Below are 23,884 nucleotides of genomic sequence, written 5' to 3' on the forward strand. Positions count from 1 at the left end.
GCGGCGGGGCCGTCGGCATCAGGAAGTCCGCGCGGCGGTGCTCGCCGCGTCGGACGGGGTGGCGTCGGCTTCGTACTGGGCCGCCAGCTCGACCACCGTCGGATGGCTGAAGAACTGGGCGGCGGTGAACCCGACCCCGATCGCGCGGAGCCGTTCGAGCACGGCGACGCTGCGCAGCGAATCCCCGCCCAGGGCGAAGAAGTCGTCCCGCGCCCCGACCTCGTCGAGTTCCAGGGCCTCGGCCCAAGCGGTGGCGATGATCCGTTCGATCTCGCTGCCGGGCGCCACGTACGGCGGAAGTCCCTCCACGGCGGCCCGGCTGGCCCAAGCCGCGGGCAGCGACCGGCGATCCAGCTTCCCGTTGGCGTCCAGCGGCAGCGAATCCAGGACGATGAACGTGGCCGGGACGGCGTGGCCCGGCAACCGGGCGGCGGTCCAGGCACGCAGCTCGGAAACGGCGAGATCCGCGCCCGACGAGACGTACGCGGCAAGCCGCTTGTCGCCGTCCAGCCCGGGAACCGCCACCACCGCCGCGGCCGACACATCCGGTGCGCTCAGCAAGACGTTCTCGATTTCGCCCAGCTCGATGCGGAATCCGCGGACCTTCACCTGCCGGTCGATGCGCCCGTGGAATTCCAGCTCGCCGTCGGGCAGTGCCCGGCCGAGGTCGCCGGTGCGGTACATGCGCGCCCCGGGCACGCGGGCGAACGGATCGGGCAGGAAACGTTCGGCGGTCAGCTCGGGCCTGTCGTGGTAGCCGCGGGAAAGCCCGCTGCCCCCGATGTACAACTCGCCGATCTCGCCTTGCGGGACCTGTTCGAACCGTTCGTCGAGGACGTACACCCCGACGCCGTCCAGGCCGCGTCCGAGCGGCACCCGGCTGCCCTGCCGGCCCGGCGACGGCGAGTGCAGCGTCGTGAAGACGGTGGTCTCGGTCGGCCCGTAGGCGGCGTACACCGACGTCGTGGCGGCGGCCGCCGCCACGTGGTCCGGATTGAGCACGTCGCCGCCGGTCAGCAGGCGCCCGACCGGTTTCAGGGCGGTCAGGTCGAAGTCGGCCAGCAGGTGGAACAGCCCCGTGGTGAGGAACAACCAGTCCGGTTGCAGCTCACGCAGCTGCCGCCCCAGTTCCTCGATGGACACCTGCGCCCCGGGCAGGATCGCGACCTGCGCACCGCGGCACAGCGCGCCCCAGATCTCGAAGACCGATGCGTCGAAGGCCGTCGGCGCGAAGTGCGCCACCGTCTCGCCCGGGCCGACGGCCAGCCGGTCGTCGTTGCTCACCAGCGCGACCACGTTGCGGTGCTCGACCACCACGCCCTTCGGGGTGCCGGTCGAGCCGGACGTGTAGATGACGTACGCGCACTGCTGTGCGGTGACCGGCACTGGGGCCGGGGCCGACGCCGCCGCCGGCTCGTCGCCGTCCAGGACGATCACCGGCATTCCTTCGGGATGCGCGAGCTCGACCGAAGAAACCGTCACCAGCGCCTCGACACCGGAGTCGGCGAGGATGAAGTCGAGGCGCTCCGCCGGGTACTCGGGGTCCAGCGGCACATAGCCGCAGCCCGCCTTCAACACGCCGAGGAACGCCACGATCGCCGCCGCCGAACGAGGAATCGCGACGCCGACCCGGCTCTCCAGCCCTAACCCGCTGTCCCGCAGCACGGTGGCCAACCGGTCGGCTCGTTCGTTGAGCTCGCGGTAGGTCATCGTGTCGTCGGCGTCCCGCACCGCGGGCGCGGACGGCGTAGCGGCCGCCCAGCCCTCCACCAGTTCGTGAATGGTCGGGCCGAGTTGCGGCGATCCGTCGGATGAGCTCATGGTATTACCTCCGGCGTCGTTTCGAGTGGGTTGTTCGGTACGGCATCGGCACGCGTCGACGGAGGCGGTCGCACGTCGGTCATGTCACGCGTCAGCAGGTCGACGAGGTGCGGCGGGCAGCGGGTGAACGCGAAGTGCTCGCCGTCGAGGACCTCGTAGCGGGTCTCGGCGACCTCTTCCCAGCCGCGGCACGCCTCCGCAGGCGGGACGACGTCGTCGTCGGTCCAGCCGAGCACCGTCACCGGTGCCGGCAGGAAGCGCGTCGCGTCGTGCAGGTGGGGCCGGTGCAGCTCCAAGTCGACGCGCAGGACCTGGGCGGCCACCTCGACGAAGTCTTCGCGCACCGGCACTCCGAGCTTTTCGAACAACGCGCTGACCTCTGCGCCGAGGTCGGCGGTGGCCAGGTCGACGAAGTTGAGCCTGCCGTACAGCCGCTCGTGCGGCGGGCCCCAACCCGACGCGAAAATCCTTGCGGGCAGCGGCATTCCGCGATCCTTCAGCGCCAGCGTGGTGGACAGCGCCAGCGGTACGCCGCCGCAGTGGCCGAAGAAGGCGAACTTGCGATCGGCGAAGCGGGCCAGGTACTCCACCAGCGACTCGGTGAACTCGGCGTGGGTGCGCACGGGCGGTTCCCGGAAGCGGTGCTCCCGGCCCGGCGGCTGGAGCGCGCCGAACCAGGCGTCCCCGATCTGATTCGGCCATTGCCGGTACAGGGAGGCGCCACCGCCGGCGTACGGGAAGCCGAACAACAGGGTCTGCGCGTCCTCGGGCGGCGGCCTCAGCAGCCATGATCCGGGATCCGGCATGGTGATCTCCTCGATGTCTCCGTCTTCAGCGGCTTCCGGGGCGCGGATCAGGGCTGCCCGGGGTCGATGTCCCGGCAGATCTCGGTCAGGATCTGCCGGTGGTGGGCGTGGATGAAGAAGTGGTCACCGGGGTAGAGCCGCATGGTGAACGGGCCGTCGGCCTCCTCGCTCCACCGGGCGAGCTGCTCCGGTGTGGTCGTGGGGTCGGACCGCCCGCCGAAGGCCGAAATGCCGTAGGGCAACGGCGGTTCTTCGGTGTGCCGGTAGGTCTCGCAGACCGCGAAGTCCGCGCGCAACGCCGGGGCGATCAGGTCGATCAGCCCGGGCTCGGCCAGCACCGAGTCCGGAATGCCGCCCAGCCGCCGGACTTCGGCGAGGAACTGCGACTCCGGCAGCCGGTGGATGGCCGGCAGCTCGTCGGGGATGTTCGGTGCACGACGACCGGAGACGAAGAGGTGGGCGGGCTGGGGCAATTCGTGCCGGCGCAGCGCCCGGGCGAGTTCGAAGCAGACCAGGGCGCCCATGCTGTGCCCGAGCAGGGCGTAGGGCAACGGCGCGCGCCCGTCCGGCGCCGGGCCGAACGCCTCGTCCCCGGCCAACTCCTCGACCAGGACGTCCACCACCGACCGGATGTCGGCCAGTGGTGGCTCGGCCAGCCGGCTTTCGCGAGCCGGCAGCCGGATCGCCCACACCTCCACCCACGGCGGCAGCGCCTGGGGGAAGGTCCGGTACGCGGCCGTTCCGGCACCCGCGTACGGCACGCACAGCAGCCGGCACCGCGGCGACGTCCGCGCTCCGATGCGGACGAGGGCCGGTCGGGTCGTTGTCTGCGGTTCACTCATTCCGGCCTCCCACGTCCACTGGCTCTGCGGCACCCGGCGATCCGGCCGGCCGCAACACGAATCCACATCCGCCGCGCGGCGCGGGTGCGGCGCGCGAGCCGGTGCTCGACCATTCGCGGTGGCGGTCGTCGAACTGCGCGCGCAACGGGTGTCCCGACTGCCCGCCGGGTAGCTCGAATTCCGCGAAACCGCCCGCCCCGGGCGACAAAACGGCGCGCCCGACCGCGGCGAAGCCCGGAACGCACGTCCGAACGCTGTGCAGCGCACCGGATTGCGGTCTCGCCGCGACCCCGAGCAGCCGACCTGCCCACGGTGCAAGCCCTGCCAGCGGATGGTCCAGGCCCACCGAGTTGAGTTCGCCCCAAGTCGGCAGGCGGCCGTCGCCCGCCGCTCCCCCGACTTCGGCCACGGCTCGATCCACGCAACGCGCGACGAAACCCGCCCAGCCGCCGGCTTCCTCGCCGGGCGGCAGCAGCGACGGGTCCTCGGCTCGGAGGATGGCGAGCAACGGCCCATCGACCGCACGGAAGGGATACCGGAAGTCCGGGTCGTGTTCCCGGCACACCGCCAGGTAAGCGCCGAGGACCTGCTGGGCGATGATCTCGCGCAGCCGCACGAGGACGCCGAACGCCTGGGAAGCGACATCGGCCCGGCCGTCCCAGGACGCGAGCAGGTCCGCGACGCGGTCGCCGCGGCCGGCGAGCGCCGACACCGCGAGATCGCGGTACGGCAGGTACAACTCCGCGGCCGTGTCGTGCTGCATCGCGCGCATGGCGGCCGGATCGGGGTCCGCGGCCTCGGCCAGCAGTCGCCGCAACCGGCGGGCGCGGTGGCCGGGATCGAGGTCGTAGCCGATCTGGAAGGTGTGCTCGGTCAGCGCCGCGTCGTTCGCCGAAACCAGGATCCCCGATGGCGGATCGACCAGGCGTGGCCGCTGCGCTCCGGTGAGGTACCCGTCCGCGGCACCGCGGCGATCGGCCGGCCGCCGCGGAAGCAGCCCGGTCGCCAGGTGCGCCATGCGTCCCGAATCGTCCGCGACGAGCACGTTGAGCGCGATGCCCTGCGCCTGTTCGAGCAGCTCGATGCTCTCCGCGACGCTGGATGCCTGGGCCAGCCGCTGGAACTTCAGGTCGCAGCTGCGGAGATCATGACCGGTCCACCGGATGGCGATCTTCTCGCCCAGCAAGGGATTCCGGGACACCGGCATGGTGCCGACGCGGGTGACGTCGAGTTGCGCATCCGCGCGACCTCGAACGCGGATCCGTTCAGTTCCGGTGGTCGGGCTGGCCGAGCCGTCGGCATCGGCGTCGGCGGCCGGGACCAGGTCGAGGACGTCGGCGCTGAGGTTCGTCACTCCCCACGCGATGTGCTCGTTGCGCCCGGTCAGCACCACCGGCAGACCGGGCGCCGCCAGACCGGTCACTCGCTGCCCCGGCCAGCGCAGATCCACCTCGTACAGCAGGTTCGGCATGGTCAGCGGCAGGTGGAGGTCGCAGGCCAGGAGCGGGTGCCGCGCATCGGGGCCGCCCCGGACCCAGCAGTTGGATCCGGGCACCGCCCCGTCGAGCGCGACGACGTCGGAAACCGGCTCGGCCGCGCGCAGGCGCCCCAGGCCTTCCGGGATGGACGGCTCCCGACCCGCACCCGGCAGGAAGAAATCGGCGACGTCGTCCGGGAACACCCGCCGGATCACGGCATCGGCGCGCTTCGGCTGCTCGTTCCAGGACAGCGAATGGAACAGGAACAGCGCGATCAACACGCTGTCCGCTGCGGTCCACGGCTCCGGCCGGTACGAGAGGAACCGGGCTTCGAACGGCGAGCCGTGATGCCGCAGCGACGCATTGACGCCCGCCGCGAAGGCCGTCAGGACATCTCGCTCCGGTTCCTCCAGGGACGCGGTCGCCGCCTCGGCCACCCGGGCCAGTCCCAGCGGCCGGTAGCGCTCGTCCACCGGCAACGCCGTGCGCCCCCAAACCTCCGAGAGGCGCCCCTTCGCCGTTCGCCGCAGCAGGTCGAGGTGGAAGGCGCGATCCGAGCCCATCGCAAAACCCAGCGCCCGCACGGCATCCAGGAACGAGGCCGCCTCGATCCTCGTGACGCCGTTGGGCATCGCCTCCATCCGCACCTCGGCGCCGAGGCCCGGCACCTCGACGTCACCGGGGCAACCACCACCGGAGCGGACCAGAGCGCGCACCAGCCGCAGCTCGATCGCGATGCGGGCGCGGTGCCGCCGAACTTCGGCGGTGATCACGGCCGCTCCGGCGGCGAGCACCACCAGCGGCGCCCACAACGGCGCGACGGCGGCGCTCAGCGCAACCGCGGCCACCGTCACGAGCGCCGTCGTTCCGATCGTGCGGACCGAGGGGAGCCGCCACAGGCGCCGGTAGCGAAGCCGGTGGACCGGGCAAGGAGTCACGCGCGTTCCCCCATCGCCCGGGCGGTCGCCGTCAACGCGGTCGCGATGTCGTCGAGGAGTTCGACCGCGACCGCCCGGTCCGTGATCGCCGGTTTGTAGCGCAGGTTCAGCACCAGCGCACCGTCGTCCGGCGTCACACCGAGGACGAATTCGCAGTTCGTCGCGGCGATCGAGGTGGTGAGGACGCCGCGGTCGGATCGGTATGGCGAGAACTCGAGCCCGTCGTCCGGTGCGACGGCCGTGGTCTCCTCCTGGACGACGAGCATGGCCTCGTACATCGGACCGGTCCGCTGCTCCGCGGGGTAGCGCTCCGCCAGTGCGGCCAGGACGTCCTCGAACGGAACCTCCTGGTTCTCGTACGCGCCGATGCACGCCCGCTGGACTTCGCGGCTGAGGTCGACGGGATCGGCGTCCGCGCCGACCTGCATCCGCAACACTGCCGTGTTCGCGACCAGCCCGACGATGTCCTCCGTGCCGGGCTGGGCTCGGTTGGCGAGCATCGTGGCGACGCGGATGTCGTCCTGTCCGCTCCAGGACCGCAACGCCGTCGCGAAAGCGGTCAACACCACCATGAATTCGGTCAGGCCGTGCCGACGGGCGGCGTCGCGCACCGGCTCGATCACCGCGCGGTCCAGTCGGCGTTGGCAGGAAGCGGAACGGAGGCGTTCGACGAACGTGGCCTGATCCGCGACGGCGAATCGGCTCGAAGGCCCGGCGGCGAGGGAGGTCCAGGGCGGAGCCAGTCGGTCGACCCAGTAGGTGAGTTGCCGCCGCGCCTCCGGCGATTCCGCCCACTCGGCCCGTGCCAGGGCCAGCCGACCGCTGCCCGGTGCGGCCGGCCGATCCGCGGTTCCGGCGCCGGCCGCCAGCTCCCGGTAGGTCCGCGCGGCCTCTCCCAGCAGCAGTTCCAGCGACCAGCCGTCGCAGACCACGTGGTGGATGTTCAGGTAGATCACGTGCCGCAGGGCGCCGATGCGGTAGACGATCGCGCGCATCAGCGGCGCGCGATCCAGCGCGATGGGCTCCCGCACCGCGGCCGCCATCAGCTTCTCGCAGTCGGCGACCGGATCGGCGTGCCCGCTCAGGTCCACCACCTCGATGTCGAGGTCGACGTGCGGCTCGACCACCTGCTCCGGACCGTCGTCCGTGCTCACGATGCGCGTCCGGAGGGCTTCGTGGCGCCGCACCAGCGACGCGAGCGTGCGCTTGAGCACGTCGAGGTCCAGCGGCCCCTCCGCCTGGAGCGCGGCAGGCATGCCGAACAGCGCCACTTCCGGCAACTTGCTCGCCAGCAACCACATCTGGTGCTGGGCGCGCGACAGGGGATAGCGGCGCGGCCCGTCGCCGACGGGGTCCGCGTCCACCACAGGCGCCACGGCGTCGTCAGTGGATTTCGATGCCGCGCTGAGCGCGCGTGCGGTGCCGTTGACGGTGGGGTTCTCCATGAACGCGCCCATCGACAGCTGACCGTGCTGCGCGCGGAGCATGCTCACCACCCGCATGGCCGTCAACGACGAGCCACCGACCTCGAAGAAGCTGGTGTCCGCACCGAAGTCGGTCACACCCAGCACTTCGGTCCACGCCTTGCGCGCGCTGCGGGCGAGACTCGGCTCGACCGGCGTGCTATTGTCCACTGTGGACTCAGGCGCCTCGACCCCGCCGTTCGCAGTGTCCCGCGCCGGCTCATCCGGCTCCGGGGCGGCCAGCTCGGATTCGAGCAGCCGAGCCAGGTCGACGACTCCGGGCAAGGCCGTGCTCCGGCACGCCTTGTCCGGATCGGCGACGATCGCCGACAAGATCCGGCGGTGGGCTTCTGCGGCGAGGGCGACCGTGGAGCGCGCCACGGCCGAGGCGTCGTACTCGAGGATCATCCGGAGCTCGTGGGTCCGGACGTCGACCGTGTAGTTGGAGCCGAACGCGTAGTGGGTGGATTCGAGCTCGTAGCTGTCGAGAACCTCCAGGCTGCCGTCGCGCACGAGCCTTCGCGTCGTGTGGTAGTCGGTGAAGTTGAAGCTGGAATCGAAGATGGGCCGCGATCCGTGCTCCTGCTGGATCGAGGCGTGCGGGTACCAGCGATGCCGCATCATGTCCGACTCGCCGCGGTGCACCTGCCGGGCCAACTCGGCCCAGCTCTGGTCGGCCAGTTCGATGCGCACCGGGAGCTGGTTGAGGAACAGGCCCAGCATCCGGTCGGAATCCTGCTCCTCCGGGCGGCAGGCGAAGACGAGGCTGGTCACCACGTCGTCGTGGCCGGTCAACCAGGCGACTACGCGGATGTGCGCGGCGAGCAGCAGGGCCTTGAGCGGCACCCCCACCTGCGCGGCGACCGCCCGCAGTTCGTCGATCGTTCCGGGCAGGTCCTCGTGCAGCTGCCGCATGACGGGATCGCCCGACCTACCGGGGGCGATCAGGTGGGCCTCCGGCGAAGTCCGTTCGCGCCAGAAGTCCGCATGGGCGGGGTCGGCCAGGGCCCGCTGCTCCAACGCGACGTAGTCCGCGAACCTGGTCCGCGGCCGCGGCAGCGGACGCCCCGAACCGCCGTGCAGTCGGTCGAGGTACTGGGCGTGCAGGTCCTCGAAGAAGACGTTCACCGACCAGCCGTCCAGGATGGCGTGGTTGTGGGCGAAGACCAGCTGGTAGTCGTCCGCGGACAGGGTGAGCACCACGAGCCGGAACAGCGGGACCCGCGCGAGGTCGAAGGTGCTCGCGGTCTCGGTCTCGACGACCTGCCGAATCCTGGCTTCCTGGTCCGCGGGGGCGAGATTCGCGAGGTCCTCGAACTCCACCGGGACGTCGACGGCGGTGTGCACGCGCTGCACCGGCCCGTGGGCGTGGCCGAGGTCGAAGCTGGTCCGCAGGATCGGATGCGCGTCCGTGACGGCCTGCGCCGCCGCGCGGAACGCCACCGGATCCATGGTTCCGCGCACCCGGTAGCTGAGCACGATGTGGTAGACGCCCGCCCCGGGAGCGATCTCCTGGTGGTAGATCATGCCGGTCTGCATGGCCGTCATCGGGTAGGCGTCCTCGACATCGTCGGGGAACGAACCGGCGAACTCGGCGGGCAGCAGGGAGAACGGCTCGCGCTCCGCCGACGCCTCGGTGGCGTCCGGGTCCCGGAGCGCGGCGCGCGCCGCGAGTTCGGTGAGCACCGGGGCCTCGTAGACATCGCGGACGCTGAACGCGAGGCCCCGCTCGCGGGCGAGGCCCACGAGGTGGATGGCGTGCATGGAATCGCCGCCCTGCTCCAGGAAATCGGTGGCGGTCGAGGCGGAATCGTCGCCGAGCACTTCCCGGAACAGCTCCAGCAAGAGGGTTTCCGCGGGGCCCTGCGGTGGCGCGGAAACCCGCGGGCTCGACGTGATCGCGGCTGTCGCCGCGGAAACCACCGCGGCGCGGTCGAGCTTGCCGTTGTTGGTCAGCGGCAGCTCCGCGACGACCGCGACCGCGTGCGGGATCATGTAGCGGGGCAGGACGGCGCGCGTGCCCCGGATGAGTTCGGCGGCGGAGAGGTCCGCGTCGTCCTCGGCGACGACGGCCGCGACGATCCGGGTTCCGCCGTCGTCCGGTGTGGTGACGGCCGCGGCCGCGGCCACGCCGGGTTGACCGGCCAGCGCCGCCTCGATCTCGGACAGCTCGATGCGGAATCCGTTGACCTGCACCTGCGAATCCCGCCGGCCCAGGTACGACATGCCGGTCCCGCTCCGCCGGGCGAGGTCGCCGGAGCGGTACATCCGCGATCCCGGGATCGGGCCGAACGGGTCGGGCACGAACCGCAGGGCCGTCTCCCGGGGCCTGCCGAGGTAGCCCGCGCTCACCTGCGGGCCCCCGACGTAGATCTCCCCGACGCAGCGGTCGAACACCGACGTGCCGTTGTCGTGCAGGATGTGCAGCGAGGTGCCCGGCAGCGGGCCGCCGATGTCGGATTCCGCGGTGTGCGCGTCGTCCGGCCGGAGCCACCGCCACGACGCGTGCACGGTCGTCTCGGTGATGCCGTACATGTTGACCAGCTGGGTTCGGTCACCAAGAGCCTGGTACCACTGGTCCACCAGCCGGCGCTCCAGCGCTTCTCCGGCGAACAGGACGTACCGGATGTGCTCGGCCGCGCTCGGGTTCCGCTCGATCGCCGGAAGCATCACCGACAGCGCCGAGGGCGTCTGGCTCAGCACGGTGACCCGTTCCCGTTGCAGCAGCTGGGCGAACGCCTCCGGCTCCCGCGTGGTCCACTGTGGAACCACCACCAGCCGTCCGCCGTGCAGCAGGCAGCCGAACATCTCGTACATCGAGACGTCGAAGGAACAGGCGTGGAACAGCGTCCACGTGTCGTCGGCACCGAAGCCGTAGGCGTCGCCGGTGGCGCCCAGCAGGCTCAGGACGTTGTGGTGGGTCACGTGCACGCCCTTGGGGCGACCGGTCGATCCCGATGTGTAGATCACGTAAGCGGTGGCCTGCGCCGGTACCGGCTCGCTCGGGGCGGCCGCCGCCCCGAGTTCGGCCAACTGCGCGACGGTGACGCGCCCGCTGCCCGAATCCGGTTCCGGCGCGATGATCCGGCGCGCATCCGCGTCGGCGAGGACGCGGTCGACGCGGGCCTGCGGCCAGGAGTCGTCGAGCACTAGGCACGCGGCGCCGCTGCCCATGACGCCCACGATGGCGGCGACGAGGTCGATGCCGCGCGGCAGCGAAATCGCCACGACGTCGCCCGCGCCGAAGCCTTCCCGGCGGAGTCCCCTGGCGATCCGGTCGACCAGACCGGCGAGCTCCCGGTAGGACAGCGTGGTGCCGTCGTGGCTGACGGCGACGGCGTCGCCGCGGGTCTGCGCCATCGCGGCGAGCCGGCCGACGAGCGACTCGTCCGCACCTGGCACCCGGTCGGCGTGCTCGCCCACCGCGCCCGCTCCGATCTCGCCGAACGGCGCCGCGGCCAAGTCCGCCGCACGGCGCTGCGGATTCGCCGTGCCCTGCGCGAGGATCCTGCGGACCATCGATGTCATGGCGGCCACGTCCTGCTCGCCGACCGCCCGCCGGTCGTACTCGACGTCGATCGCGAGGGTGTCGCCGTCGTCGCGCACCAGGAAGTTGAGGTCGTACTTGGCACCGACCTGCGCCACATCGAGGTGGCTCGCCTCCAGGCCGCGGAAGCTCGGCTCCGGCAGCTGGGTGCCCGCGTCGGTGACGATGACGTTGAACAACGCCCGGCCCGCCGCGTCGCCGCGCGCCGTGTGCTCGTCGAGCACGATCTCCGACGGCACCACGGCATTGCCCACCGCGCCGAGGACCGCGGTCCTGGTCCGCTTGACGAGGTCGGCGAAGCTCGGGCCGCCACCGAGTTCGAGCCGGACCGGGATCATGTCGAGCAGCAGGCCGACCAGCTTCTCCAGCCCGGCGCGGTCGCGGCGGGCCACCGGCATCCCGACCACCATGTCCTCGCGGCCGGTGTACCTGGACAGCATCGACGAGATGGCGGCCGAGACGACGAGGAAGGAGCTGGAGCGGCTCTCCGACACCAGCCGGCGCACGGCCGCGGTCGTGGCCGCATCGATGACCGCCGTATACGCGCCGCCGCGGTGATCCGCGCGCACCTCCTCCCGCGGGGGCGGGAGGGGCAACGGCCCGAAAGCCGCGTCGCTGAGCCGTTCCTTCCAGTACCGCCGGGCGGTTCCGAGGTCCGCGTAGCGGAGGTGCTCCTGCTCCCACCGGGCGTAGTCGAGCATGTCGACGGCACCCGCGGACGGCTCGACGGGGCTGCCGTCCAACCGGGCGTTGTAGCACTGGGCCAGGTCTTCCAGCAGCACGCCGACCGAGACACCGTCGGCGATGACGTGGTGCAGCACCACGACGAAGACGTGATCGTCCGCGGCTAATCGGTAGCGGCACATGGACACCGGTGGCTCGGTGTCGAGCGGGAGCTTGCGATCCGCGAGTCGCGCGCATTCCCGCAGGCACTCGTCGAGCGCCGTTTCCGGCGGCTGGTGCGATAAGTCCTGGAACACGACCGGCGTCGCGACCTCTGGCAGGACGTGCTGAACCGGCTCGCCCACCGCAACGGGGAACACGGTGCGCAGCGACGGGTGCCTGCGGTGCACGTCTTCCAGCGCGGCCGCGAACGCGACGTCGTCGAGCTCGCCGCGCAGCCGCAGGGCCCCGCACACGTTGTAGGTGCCGTCCTCCAGGAAGTAGTTCGTCGCCCAGAGCGTCTGCTGCGCCTTGCTCAGCGGTCCCCGGCGTTCCTGGTCGTCGACGTCCTCGCGAGCCGGCGGCCACCGCAGCTGCGCGCGCCGGTTCAGGATCTCGACGAGCTCGTCGCGGTGCTGCTTCATCTCGGCGACCAGCTCGGGCGCGAGCTGGGCGCCCCGGCTGCGATACCGGATCCGGTCGTCGACGAGGGTCAGCCCGACACCGAGGTCGTCCAGCCGCCGCACGAGGTCGTGCGCGTTCACAGTTCCTCCTCGTAGATGCGGGACTCGTCGAGGTCCGGCCCGACGGACCGGATGCGGTCCAGCTCGGCGGCGACCTCCGCCACGGTGCCCAGGTCGAAGAACACCTCCAGCTCCAAGGGAATCCCCGTCCGATCGGCGAGTTGGTAGACCACCTGTGCCGCCAACATGGAATGCCCGCCCAGCACGAAGAAGTCCTCGGTCACGTCGACCGCGTCGAGCTCCAGCAGCTCGCACCACACCTCGGCCACCAGCTCCTCGGTCGGCGTCTGCGGGCCGACCGGCGCCGGCTCCTCGGCGCCGGCGGCCTCAGGGCCCGCCTGGACCGGCCCGGCAACGGAGCCCGGCGCGTTCTCAGGCGTCCGAGTGCTCGGGACGTCCATCGCCATCACCTCCTGTCATCGATCGGTCTGGGCCCCGGGTGATGCCGGGTGGGACGGCCACGTCCGGGTCCGCGGCGCCGGCCCGGAGAACCTCGCCGATCGCTTCGAGCCAGGCCGCGGCCGTCTCGCGGTCCAGAACCTCGGGCCGGTAGACCAGTTCGAGCCGGAGGCGGTCCGACTCGCCGGAAACGTCGAGCATCAGGTCGAGATCGGTCACCGGTTCCGAGATCTCGCTCGGCACCACCTCGATGGCGGGCAGCGCCACGCCCGTGCGCCACGCGCTCTGGTGCGTGACCTTCACCTGGAACAGGGGGAACCGGCCTGCCTGGCGCGGCGGGTTGACGGCGGCCACGATCTTGTGGAACGGCAGCCTGTCGTTCTCGTAAGCCCCGACGCACTGCCGCCGCGCGAGCTCCAACAGGGCGCCGAAGGTCGGGGCGGCCTCCGGTGCCGCCAGTCGCACCGGGAGCTGATTCACGAACGTGCCGATGAGATCTTCGCTTCCCGGCCAGGACCGGTTGATCGAGTCGATCCCGACGACGAGATCGTCGGTGCCGGTGACATCGCGCAGCACGGCGTGCAACGCCGCCATCACGGCCATGAACGGCGTGGCCCGCATCGCCCGCGCGGTCCGCAGCAGAGCGCTGGTCTCCTCCGTCGTGAGTTCGGTGACGACGTGCTCGGCGGTGAAGTCGGGACGAGCCGGGCGAGGCCGGTCCAGCGGCAGGTCGATCGCCGGCGGTGCCCCGTCGAGCTGATCGGTCCAGTACCGCTCGCACTCTTCGGCCTCGGAGCTGCCCAGCCACCTGCGTTCCTCGCCGACGTAGCGCGCGAAGGTGCTGTCCGGCATCGGCACGTCCGGCTCTCCGTCGACCCAACGCTGGTAGTAGGTGGCGATCTCCCGCCTCAGCACGGCCAGCGACCATCCGTCGGCCACCAGGTGGTGGATGAGGAGCGTGAGGAGGTGGTGGTCGGGCGCGATCCGCGCGAGACGGGCCCGCATCAGCGGCGGCTGTTCGGTGCGGACGGACAGCTCGGAACCGTCGACCAGATCGGAGACGAGGTCGACGTCCCCGGCGACGCGCTCCAAGGTCACCTCCGCCTTGGGCCACACGGTTCCGACCGGGATGCCGCGTTCCTGGGAGAAGACCGTGCGCAGCGGCTCGTGGCGGCTAACGATGGCGTTCAGCGCGTGCTGGAGCGCGTCGAGGTCGAGATCGCCCCGCAGGGTGAGCCCCAGGCGGATCAGTTGAGCGCCTTTGCGTGGATGCAGCTGTTCGAGGAACCACAGCCGTTCCTGGCCGGACGACAACGCTCCGGGCTCCAGTTCGGTGTGCTCCGGCCGGCTCGCCGCCCGGGCATCCTTCAGCACCGAGAGCATCCGGCGTGGCGTCGGGTCGGCGAGGAACTCGCGCAATGACGCGTCGTCCGCGTGGAAGCGCTTGCGGGCCAGCGAGATGGCGTTCATCGCCGACAGCGAGTCGCCGCCCGCCGCGAAGAAGTCCTCGTCGGCGCCCACCGCGGGAACTCCCAGGACCTCAGCGATCATCGCCCGGACCGCCGCCAGCGACGTGTCCTCGTCGCTCTCCTCCGCCTCGGCCGCTCGGGCCTCCCGGCGTCCGTCGAGCGCCTGGTGGTCGACCTTCCCGGAGGTACCGGTCGGCATCCGGTCGAGGACGGTCAACTCGTGGGGCACGAGGTAGCTCGGCGCGGATGCCCGAACGAGTTCGAGGATCCGGTCCTCGGGATCGGGTTCCGCCGAGCCGGTCCGGAGCGTCACGAACGCCCGCAGCCGCCCCGTCGAGAACACGCACGCGGCCGAGGCCACCTCGGGCACCCGGAGCAGCTCGGCTTCGACGTCGCCGAGCTCGACCCGGTGCCCGCGGACCTTGACCTGGCGATCGCGTCGCCCGTGGTAGTCGATCGTGCCGTCTGACGCGCGGCTGCCCCGGTCTCCGGTGCGGTACAGCCGGGCGCCGGGCGCCGCGGACAGGTGGTCGGGCACGAACGCCAGCGCGGTGCGGACCGGATCGCCGATGTAGCCCCGCCCCACGCCGAGCCCGCCGACCAGCAGTTCGCCCTCGACTCCGGGAGGTGTCTCCTGCCCGTGCGGGTCGACGACGTGCACCCTGGTGTTGATGATCTCCCGCCCGATCGGCGGCCACGCCCGCGTCGCGCACTCCGCTTCGGTGACGACGTGGTGGGTGACGTCGTCGGAGCACTCGGTCGGGCCGTAGGCGTTCAGCAACGCGATGTCCGGGAAGCACTCGTACCAGCGCTGCGCGAGCCGGGCCGGCAACGCTTCTCCCGTGGCGATCAGGAAGCGCAACGTCCCCAACCCGGCGCGCAGCCGTTCGTCATCGGAGAGCTGGTCGAGGACGACGGCGAGGAAGGACGGCACGATTTCCAGGACCGTGACGCCATGTCGGCGCACCCAGGCGACGAGCTCGGCGGGTTCCGCCAGGTTCACCGGCGACGCGACGGCCACCGCGCCGCCGGTCGTCAGCGCGGTCAGCGCCTGCCAGACGGAGATGTCGAACGACAACGGCGCCGTGAACCCGATGACGTCGGCGGGGCCGAGCGCGAGATCGAGCGTCTTCGCGGCGATATGGTTGGCCATTCCCCCGTCGGTCACCATCGCGCCCTTCGGGGCACCGGTGGAGCCGGACGTGAAGATCACGTACGCCAAGCCGTCCGGCTCCCTGGCCGGGAAATCCGCGACGGGGTCGGTGCGCACGGGTGCCGGGGAGGCCGTGACCAGTGCCCGCGCCGGCTCGGCTCCCTCGACCAGCTCGGCGGCGTATGCCTCGTGGCCCGGCTGGACGAGCAGGACGCGCGCGCTCGCGGTCGCGCACATCTGACGCGCCCGGTGTGGCGGCGTGCTGGGCTCGATGGGCACGAACGCGGCACCGGCCCGGAGGACACCGAGCACCATCGCGACGTACTGCGGTCCGCGCTCCGCGACGATCGCCACCACGACCTCGCGACCGGCGCCTCGCTCGCGCAACGCGTTGGCATAACCGGTGGATTCGGCGTCGAGCTGCGCGTAAGTCCGGCTCGACCGGTCGTCGGCGACGGCCGGCGCGTGCGGATCGGCCGCCAGCCGGGCGTCGAACTCGGTCAGCACGCCCTGCGCTCGGGTCTTCGTCGGGCCTGGCACGGGTCTCAGCTCCTCTCGGCGTGCGGCGCCGCGGTCAGCGAACGGAGTTCTTCCACCGTCCGGTCGGGGTCGGCCGCGATCGCGGCGATCGAGGCGTGCAGGCGCTCCGCCAGCTCCTCGACGTCGGCGGGGTCGTACCTGTCGGTGGCGTACCGGTAGGACACGCGGTAGCGCCCGTCTCGCGCCTCGATGTCGACCGTCAGGGGATACGGCACGGAGCCGGTGTCGACGTCGGTCAGTTCGGTGGTCAGGCCGTCGAACTCGGCCGGCGCATCCGCCGGCTGCATCACCAACATGACGTCGAACGGGGATCCGTCGCCGCCGGGCGTCGGGGCGAACAGCGGAACGAGCTCCTGGAACGGGATGTGGCTGGAGCGGTAGGCGCGCAGCGCGCCGTCCCGGGTGCTGCCGAGCGCAGCGGCGACCGAGTCGGTGAGCGCCAGGTCGACCGCGAGGACCGAGACGTTCAGCAGCGGGCCTACGACGCGCCGCCACTCGGGCCGGTCGCGTTGCGCGATCAGCGTGCCGAGCAGCACCGACTCGCGCTCGGCCGACCCGCTGTGGACCAAAGTGGACAGTGCGGTCGCGAAGACCAGGTAGGGAGTCGTTCCGTTGCGCCCCGCCAGTTCTCGCACCGCGCCGGCGAGGTCCTCGTCGATCCAGCGGGAGTGCCGCCCGGCGCCCGGGCTGTGCCCCGGCGCGTCCCGCGTCGGCAGGGGCGACAGCGACACCGGGCCGTCTGCGACGCCGCGCCACAGCGCCGCGACCGAGTCCCGGTCACGGTTCTCCCGCCACGCCTGCTCCTCGTGGCAGTAGTCGGCGAAGCCGTACTCGATCTCGGGTGCCGCCTGCGACGCCCCGCGAACCCGCCGGTTGTAGCCCTCCGCCAGGTCGGACAGGAACACCGACAACGACCAGCCGTCGCAGGCGATGTGGTCGATCGTGACGCACAGGGCCCATTCCTTCTGCCTGAGCCGGGCCAGCAGCGCCCGGAACGGGATCTCGCGCCGCAGGTCCACGACCTCGTTCGCGTCGTCGGCCACCATCCGGTCGAACACCTCGTCACCGAACTCCGCCACCGGCCCGCGCAGATCGCGCCTGGCCAGCGTGAAATCGTCGGCCGAGCCGGGCGTCCACGTCAGGGCGCCGTCCTCCGCCGAGAACCGCGCGAGCAGCACCGGGTGCCGTGCCAGCACCTCGCGGAGGGCAGCGTCCAGCGCGTCCTCGTCCAGCACGCCGCGCATCCACAGCACGCCGGGCATGTTGTAGGTGGGCTGCCCGGGATCCATTTCGTGCAGGAACCAGAACCGCTGCTGGGCGGCGCTCGCAAGCGCCGGGAACCGAGCGCCGGCAGGCGCGGCGCCGACTCGCCGGCCGCCCGGCGACGCCGGATCCGCGCGCCGAACGGCCGCCACGAAATCGCGCAGCCGCGGATGGGCGAACACCGCGTCGACCGCGAGCTCGACGTCGAGGGTCTGGGCGACCCGGTCGATCATGGTGAGGGCCAGCAGGGAATGCCCGCCGAGTTGGAAGAAGCTGTCCTGCCAGGACACCACGTCCCGCTCCAGCAGCGCGGCCCAGATCGACCGGACCGCCGCCGACAGCGGGTCGTCGATGTCGTCGAACTCGTCTTCGTCGCCCCGGGTCGGACCGCTGAACTGCAGCGCCGGGTAGTCGACCTTGCCGTTCTTGGACCGGGGCAGCCGCGGAATCTGCACGAGGATCGTGGGGATCATGTGCCGGGGCAGCATCTCGGCGAGCGCCTGCCGGAAGCGCTCGTCCTCGCCGGGCGCCAGCACTCGCGGCTCGCCGTCCTCTTCCGCACCCGTGCCGACGTAGCCCACCAAGGAAGCACCGGTCGGCCCGTGGTGGACCTTCACGGCGGCCTCGACCACGCCCTCGCAGTCGCGCAACGCCGCTTCCACCTCACCGGCCTCGATCCGCTGACCGCGGATCTTGATCTGGGTATCGGCACGACCGAGGAACTCGATGTCGCCGTCGGCCGTGGCCCGGGCGAGATCGCCGGTGCGGTAAAGCCGACCGCCCGGGACCGCGGAGAACGGGTCGGGGACGAACATCTCGGCCGTGCGCCGGGGATTTCCCCGGTACCCGCGCCCGACCGCGCCCCCGCCGACGTGCAGCACGCCGACCACGCCCGCGGGCACCGGGACCATGTTGTCGTCCAGGATGAGCACCGCCGTGTTCGCCAGCGGTCGGCCGACCGACACGGTCATCGGCGCGTCCGGCCCGGCCGCGCACAGGCCGGCGGTGACGTCGTCGGTGCACTCGGCGGGCCCGTAGGCGTTGTGCATCGGGATGTCCGGCAGTTCCCGGACCCATCGCCGGAGGACGTCGCCGGTGAGCGCCTCTCCGGTGGACAGCATGACGCGCAGCGCGCCGGGCGAATCGGCGAGGCCCGCGTCGAGCAGTGCGACGATGTTGGACGGGACCAGTTCGAGCATGGTCACCCCGCCCTCCACCGTCGCGCGGAGGAGTCCGGCCGGTGATTGCGAAGCGGGCTCCGGAACGATCCGGACCCGCGCCCCGATCATCAGCGGCGTCAGCAACTGCCAGACGGAGATGTCGAAGGACACGGGCGCCGTCTGCGCGACGCAGTCGTCGGGGCCGAGGCCGAAGTGCTCGACCATCTGCCACATGTGGTTGGTGACGCCGTAGTTGGTCGACACGGCCGCTTTCGGGATTCCCGTCGAGCCGGAGGTGTGGATGATCGTCGAAGCGCCGTGGTCCGGGCAGGCTCGCGGCGGTCGCTGCCCGCTCCTCCCGACCGCCAGTTCCGCGAGATCGAGCGTGTCCGGCGCGTCGGGCGTGCCCGAAGCGTCGAGCGCACCCGCCAGCAGCGCACGGCCCGCCGTGCTGGCGATGGCGGCGGCCGGAGCGGTGGCGGCCACCATCGCGGCCGCCCGCCGAGGCGCCTCGCGAGGACTGATCGGCACGTAGCACCCGTCCGCCTTGTGGATCCCGACCAGCGCAACGAGATAGTCGACCGATCGCTCGGCGCACACCACGACGTTGGCGTCGACACCGACACCCTGCTCGCGCAGGCGTGCCGCCACGTGGTTCGCGCGCTCGTCCAGTTCGGCGTAGGTCAGCCGCACCGCCCCGTCGTCGGCGGCCAGGGCGTTCGGGCACCGATCGACCCACTGCTCGAACGAATCCAGGTAGTTGTCCGGACGCGCGACGTCCGGCCCGATGCTCGCCGCCAGGAGCGTGTCGACCTCGTCGGAGGTCAGCAGCGCGAGCTCGTCCACCGCGTCCCGGGGCCGTTCGCCGATCGCCGCGAGCAGCGTGCGGAACGTCGCCACGATCTGGTCCACCTGCCCACGCGTGACCCGCTCCGGGTCGTACTGGAGGTGGAAGCCGAGGGTGTCGTGCCGGACCGCGACGTTGAGGCCCACATCGGACTGCGTGGTGTAATCCGGGGCCGGGTGGCTGTGCAGGCCGCACTCGCCCATGGGCAGGGTCGCGTCCGGATCGCCCATGACGACTGCGGCCGCGGATTCACCGCCCGGCAGCGCGGTCGTGTAGTACGTGAACATCGCTTGGAAGATCGTCGCGGCCGCGTTCTCGCGATCCGGGTTCACCAGCCTCGTGATGTGCGACAACGGCAGGTCTCGGTGGTCCAGGGCGTCGAGGACTCGCCGCTGCGTCCGCCGGGCGAACTCGTCGAACCCGAGGGCCGGGGCGAACGACGAACGGACCGGTACGACGTTGACCAGGTAACCGACCCAGGACGCGAGCCGGCGGTCGCCCCGACCCGCCGTGGGCACCCCGACCAGGACGTCGGGCTGGCCGGTGAGGCGGTGCAGCAAGACCTGGAAGGCCGCGAGCAGGACGTTGTGCAGGGTCAGCCCCGACTCACGGGCGAACCGCGCCAGCGACGAGGTCAGTTCCGCGTCCGCTTCGAAGGAAACCGACGCGCCCGTGCCGCGTTCGCCCGGCTCCCCTGGTTCCGCCCGGGGAAGCGAGAGCTTCGGCAACTCGCCCGCGAGTTCCTCCCGCCAATGGACTTCGAGCTCGTCGCCCCGCTCGTCGAGGACCGCGCGTTCCCGTGCTGCGGGTAACGCAACGCCCTCCACAATGGAGAGTGCCGCGCCGTCCGCGTACGCCTGGGCGAGCTGCGCGACGATGATGGACAGGGACGACACATCGCACACGATGTGGTGCAGCGAAAGCGCCAGGAGCCAGTCCCCGGGCCGGCGCAGCACCGCGGCCCGCAGCAACGGGCCGTTTTCGAGTTCGAACGGCTTCGTGGCGAACTCTCGATACCACTCCGACGCCTCGTCGTCGCTCCACGACCGGGCGTCGACGACATCCGCTCGGATGTTCCGCCGCCGAACGATTCCCCGGGGCTCGCCGTCGACGGGCACCACCGCGAGTCGCAGGCTGGGGTGGCACCGGACAACGGCGTCGAGCGCGTCGGAGAGCGCCGCCACGTCCAGCTCTCCGGTGATGCGGAAGGCTCGGGTGACGTTGTAGTCGCTGCTGTCGGGAAACGCCCTGTGCAGGAACCAAAGCGCGCGCTGCGCCGCGTTCAGCCCGTACTCCGCGTCGTCATCGGACGGCGGCGAAACCGTAGGCGCGGCCGGCACGCGGGAGCCGACGGCCGCCCTCGCCAGATCGGCGATCGACTCCGCCCGCAACGTCAGGCTCGGGAGCAACACGACCCCGAGGGCTTCCTCGACCGCGTACTGCAACTGGACTGCCAGCATCGAGTCCGCGCCCAGGGCGGCCAACGACTCGTCGCCCCGCGGCTCGGCCGGCAGGCGCAGGACTTCGTGCAGGTGCTCGCAGAGCGCTCGGGTCAGCATCTCGACCCTGGTGGGAACGTCGGCCTCGGCGAACGGGCGCTCGCCCGCCGCCAGCCGGACGGCCAGGTCCGTCGGGCTCTGCGCCGCTGGGGCGAGCGTGTCCGAGAACAGCGCGGGCAGCTCATCGGCGAGGAACCGCTGCTTCGCCGCGTGCCGCTGGACCTTCCCGCTCGAAGTCTTGGTGACAGTTCGCGGCGGGACGAGGACGACGGTGCGCGCCGCGACGCCGTGGATCCGCGTGAGGGTCGCGCGGATCTGCTCCACGATCTCGGGATAGCGTTCCGACGGCGTGTGCTCGCGGACCTCCTGACACACGACCACGGCTTCGTCCCCGTCGTGGCGCACGCCGAAGACCGCACCGCAGCCCGGTCGCACGTTCCGGTCGCACGACGAAATGTCGGCTTCCAGGTCCTCGGGGTGCAGGTTGCGGCCGCGGTGCACGATGAGGTCCTTGCTGCGGCCCTCGATGTAGAGCTCGCCGCCGTGGACGAAGCCGAGATCGCCGGTCCGCACGAACGGCCCGGCGTCCTCGCCCGTCACGACCGCGCCGAAGGTCGCGGCGGTGCCCGCTGGATCGCCCCAGTAACCGGTGCCGTTGCTGCCGCCCGCCACCAAGATCTCACCCATGTGGCCGTCGCCGACCGGCTCGAGCGTGGCAGGGTCGACAACGCGCACCACGGCGTGCGACGGCAACGGGTAGGAGACGAGTTCGCGAACGCCGGTTTCGGCCTCGCCGGCTTCCCTGGCGACGCCGGATTCCAGCGAATCGACGGAGAAGTGCCTGCTCCTGCTCGGTACCGACGTCTCGGTGCTGGTCACGAGGAGGGTCGCTTCGGCCAGCCCGTAGCACGGTTTGTGCGACCCCGGCCGGAAACCGACGTCGCGGAACTTCTCGCTGAACGATCGCATCGTGCGGGGGAACACCTGGGCCGCCCCGTTGAACGCGACGCGCCAGCTCGAGAGGTCCAAGCGGGCCATCTCCGCCGCGCCGACCTTGCGGGTGCACAGGTCGTAGGCGAAGTTGGGGCCGCCGCTGATGTCCGCGTTCTCCTCGGAAATCGCTTCCAGCCAGCTCGCCGGTCGGCGCACGAACGACGACGGATCGAGGATGACACCGCGAGCGCCGGTGTACAGCGGCTGCAGCAGGCCGCCGATCAGTCCCATGTCGTGGTGCAGCGGCAGCCAGCTCACGATCGTGGAATCCCGGGTGACCCCGAAGGATTCCCTGATCGCCGCCTCGTTGCACATCAGGCCACCGTGCGACACCACCACGCCGCGCGGCGACCTGGTCGAGCCCGACGTGTACTGCAGGAACGCGGTGTCCTCAGCGGAAATCGCCGGAAGGCGACGGGATCGCCGCGCTCCGTCGGCGGCTTCACCGACGGCGTCGGCCAGGATCCAGTCGTAGGAGTCGCACAACTGCCGGATCTCCGGTGTACCGGCAGCCGCGAGATCGTGCACTAAGGACATCGACACGATCGCGGAGACCTGGCAATCCTCCGCCACCTTCAGCACTCGTCGCTGCGCGGACTCGTCCACCGGAATCGGCACCGGAACCGCGATCACGCCCGCTGCCAGGCAGCCCAGAAACGACACGGCGAACTCGGGCGCGGTCGGGAAGAGGAGCAACGCGCGCGCCCCGGGCTGGAGCCGGCCGGCGAGCACCTCGGCCAGCTGCCGGGATCGCTCGACGAGCTCGCCGTAGGTCAGCTGAACGCGCTCCGCATCCAGGTACGCGGGGACGAACGTCAGCGCGACGCGAGACGGATCTTCGTCGGCGTGTGCCCGCAGCCGGGCGTAGAGGTCACCGAACATGTCCTGTCCTGCCTTCCGACTCCGATTGAGGGCTCGCCGCGGGCGTCCGCGCGATGCCCCTTCCCTGCCACACCCACCGCCGCGCGCCGGAGTTCGCGCCGTGAACAGGCAGGTTTCCCGTTTCCGCCTCGATCACCCGGACGACACCGCACCGTCGGAACTGTTGGAATTCACCCCTGATCCGCCCAGACCACCTTCAGCGCGATCTCCTTCGCGCCGCAGATCAAGCGGGGATCCAGAATCTGGCTCTTCGCGTAGTCTATCGAGAACTCTTTGGTCTCACGAAGGAAATGTTCGAGCGCGATCTTGACTTCCAGACGGGCCAGGGAAGCACCCAGGCAGTAGTGGATTCCGTTGCCCAGCGCGAGATGCGCGTTCGGCGAGCGTTCGATGTCGAAGGTGTCGGGATCCGAGAACTGCCGCGGATCGCGGTTGGCGGCGGTCAGCCACACCGAAACCTTCTGCCCCGCCGGGATTTCGTGCCGCCCGACGGTGACCGGCTTGGTGGTCAGCCGGGCGATTCGCGTCGCCTGGCTGCGGTACCGCATGGTCTCCTCGATCGCGTTGTCGAGCAGGCTGGAGTCGGCGCGCAGCCGATCCGCGGCCGCCGGGTGCTGGTCCAGGCAGATGATCGCGTTGGCCAGCGTCTGGGTGCCACCGCCTTCGCCGGTGGCGAGCAGCAGTGCGGTGAGGCCGGCGATCTCGTCGTCCGTCGGAGCCGCACCGTCTATTTCGGACTCGACCAGCTTCGTGAGGAGGTCGTTGCGGGGATTCGGCCGCCGGTCCTCGATCTGCTCGTGGAGGACCCGGTTCATCTCCCGGGTCAAGGTGGCGAAGATCGCCACCTTGTTCTCCTCCTCGGACGGTGCGGTGATGGACAGCAACACCCGCAACCAGTGCCCGAACAGCTTGCGCTCACCGCTCGGAATCCCCACCATTTCGGCGATCACGGTCGACATCACGGGGAACACGTAGGCGTCCACGAACGGGACCGAGTCCTTCGCCCGGAGTTCCGCCAGGAACTTCGTCGCGACGGCGTTGATCGTCGGCGCCAACTCGTTGACGAACCGCGGCGTGAACACCTGGTTGACGAGAGCGCGCAGTTGCCGGTGTCGCGGCGGGTCCATCCACGAGAGGTTGCCGGTGCCGAAGAGCTTCAGCGCGGAGCTCTCCGGCACGTCCGTCACGGAATTCGAGAAATCGACGTGGTTGGACAGCACCTCCACCGCTTCGGCGTATCCGAACACGTGCCATTCACCGCTCTGCGGAGCGCGCTGGACGGGATCGCGCTCGCACATGTCGCGGAACCAGGTGAGGAGTTCCTCCTGCTCAGCAGGGGGATTCGTCCATTCTGCCGTTCGGGTGGTCACTATCGCTG

The 23,884-nt window shown here is 71.2% G+C and carries 9 protein-coding genes; all 9 read right to left on the minus strand.

What is annotated here, in order from left to right:
* Nucleotides 1-18: 18 nt before the first annotated feature.
* A complete protein-coding gene (locus AB0I53_RS16715) occupies nt 19-1,821 on the minus strand; it encodes a non-ribosomal peptide synthetase (RefSeq protein WP_358602987.1) in 1,803 nt (600 codons plus the stop codon).
* Nucleotides 1,818-2,627 (minus strand): thioesterase domain-containing protein, encoded by an 810-nt coding sequence (locus tag AB0I53_RS16720; RefSeq protein ID WP_358602989.1) that lies wholly within the window; start codon nt 2,625-2,627, stop codon nt 1,818-1,820. The genes AB0I53_RS16715 and AB0I53_RS16720 overlap by 4 nt, the downstream gene beginning before the upstream one ends.
* A 47-nt stretch (nt 2,628-2,674) precedes the next feature.
* Nucleotides 2,675-3,469 (minus strand): alpha/beta fold hydrolase, encoded by a 795-nt coding sequence (locus AB0I53_RS16725; RefSeq protein WP_358602990.1) that lies wholly within the window; start codon nt 3,467-3,469, stop codon nt 2,675-2,677.
* Nucleotides 3,462-5,885 (minus strand): penicillin acylase family protein, encoded by a 2,424-nt coding sequence (locus tag AB0I53_RS16730; RefSeq protein ID WP_358602993.1) that lies wholly within the window; start codon nt 5,883-5,885, stop codon nt 3,462-3,464. Before AB0I53_RS16730 ends, AB0I53_RS16725 begins: the two co-directional genes overlap by 8 nt.
* Nucleotides 5,882-12,322 carry an amino acid adenylation domain-containing protein gene (locus AB0I53_RS16735; protein WP_358602996.1) on the minus strand — a complete coding sequence of 2,147 codons (6,441 nt, stop codon included), beginning with the start codon at nt 12,320-12,322 and terminating at the stop codon, nt 5,882-5,884. Before AB0I53_RS16735 ends, AB0I53_RS16730 begins: the two co-directional genes overlap by 4 nt.
* Nucleotides 12,319-12,702 carry a phosphopantetheine-binding protein gene (locus AB0I53_RS16740; protein ID WP_358602999.1) on the minus strand — a complete coding sequence of 128 codons (384 nt, stop codon included), beginning with the start codon at nt 12,700-12,702 and terminating at the stop codon, nt 12,319-12,321. The genes AB0I53_RS16735 and AB0I53_RS16740 overlap by 4 nt, the downstream gene beginning before the upstream one ends.
* Nucleotides 12,674-15,862: an amino acid adenylation domain-containing protein gene (locus tag AB0I53_RS16745; RefSeq protein ID WP_358603002.1), complete on the minus strand. Its 3,189-nt coding sequence runs from the start codon at nt 15,860-15,862 to the stop codon at nt 12,674-12,676. The genes AB0I53_RS16740 and AB0I53_RS16745 overlap by 29 nt, the downstream gene beginning before the upstream one ends.
* Nucleotides 15,863-15,867: 5 nt before the next feature.
* Nucleotides 15,868-22,506, minus strand: coding sequence for an amino acid adenylation domain-containing protein (locus AB0I53_RS16750; protein ID WP_358603004.1), 6,639 nt, complete (start codon nt 22,504-22,506; stop codon nt 15,868-15,870).
* 170 nt (nt 22,507-22,676) lie between these two features.
* Nucleotides 22,677-23,876, minus strand: a complete 1,200-nt coding sequence (locus tag AB0I53_RS16755; protein WP_358603007.1) for a cytochrome P450 — start codon at nt 23,874-23,876, stop codon at nt 22,677-22,679.
* Nucleotides 23,877-23,884: the final 8 nt, after the last annotated feature.

The sequence above is a fragment of the Saccharopolyspora sp. NPDC050389 genome (assembly GCF_040655595.1).
Taxonomy (GTDB): Bacteria; Actinomycetota; Actinomycetes; order Mycobacteriales; family Pseudonocardiaceae; genus Saccharopolyspora.

Excerpts from the sequence above, each read along its gene's own strand:
- AB0I53_RS16715 (WP_358602987.1), bottom strand. The coding sequence starts at position 1,821 with ATGAGCTCATCCGACGGATCGCCGCAACTCGGCCCGACCATTCACGAA.
- AB0I53_RS16720 (WP_358602989.1), bottom strand. The coding sequence starts at position 2,627 with ATGCCGGATCCCGGATCATGGCTGCTGAGGCCGCCGCCCGAGGACGCG.
- AB0I53_RS16725 (WP_358602990.1), bottom strand. The coding sequence starts at position 3,469 with ATGAGTGAACCGCAGACAACGACCCGACCGGCCCTCGTCCGCATCGGA.
- AB0I53_RS16740 (WP_358602999.1), bottom strand. The coding sequence starts at position 12,702 with ATGGACGTCCCGAGCACTCGGACGCCTGAGAACGCGCCGGGCTCCGTT.
- AB0I53_RS16750 (WP_358603004.1), bottom strand. The coding sequence starts at position 22,506 with ATGTTCGGTGACCTCTACGCCCGGCTGCGGGCACACGCCGACGAAGAT.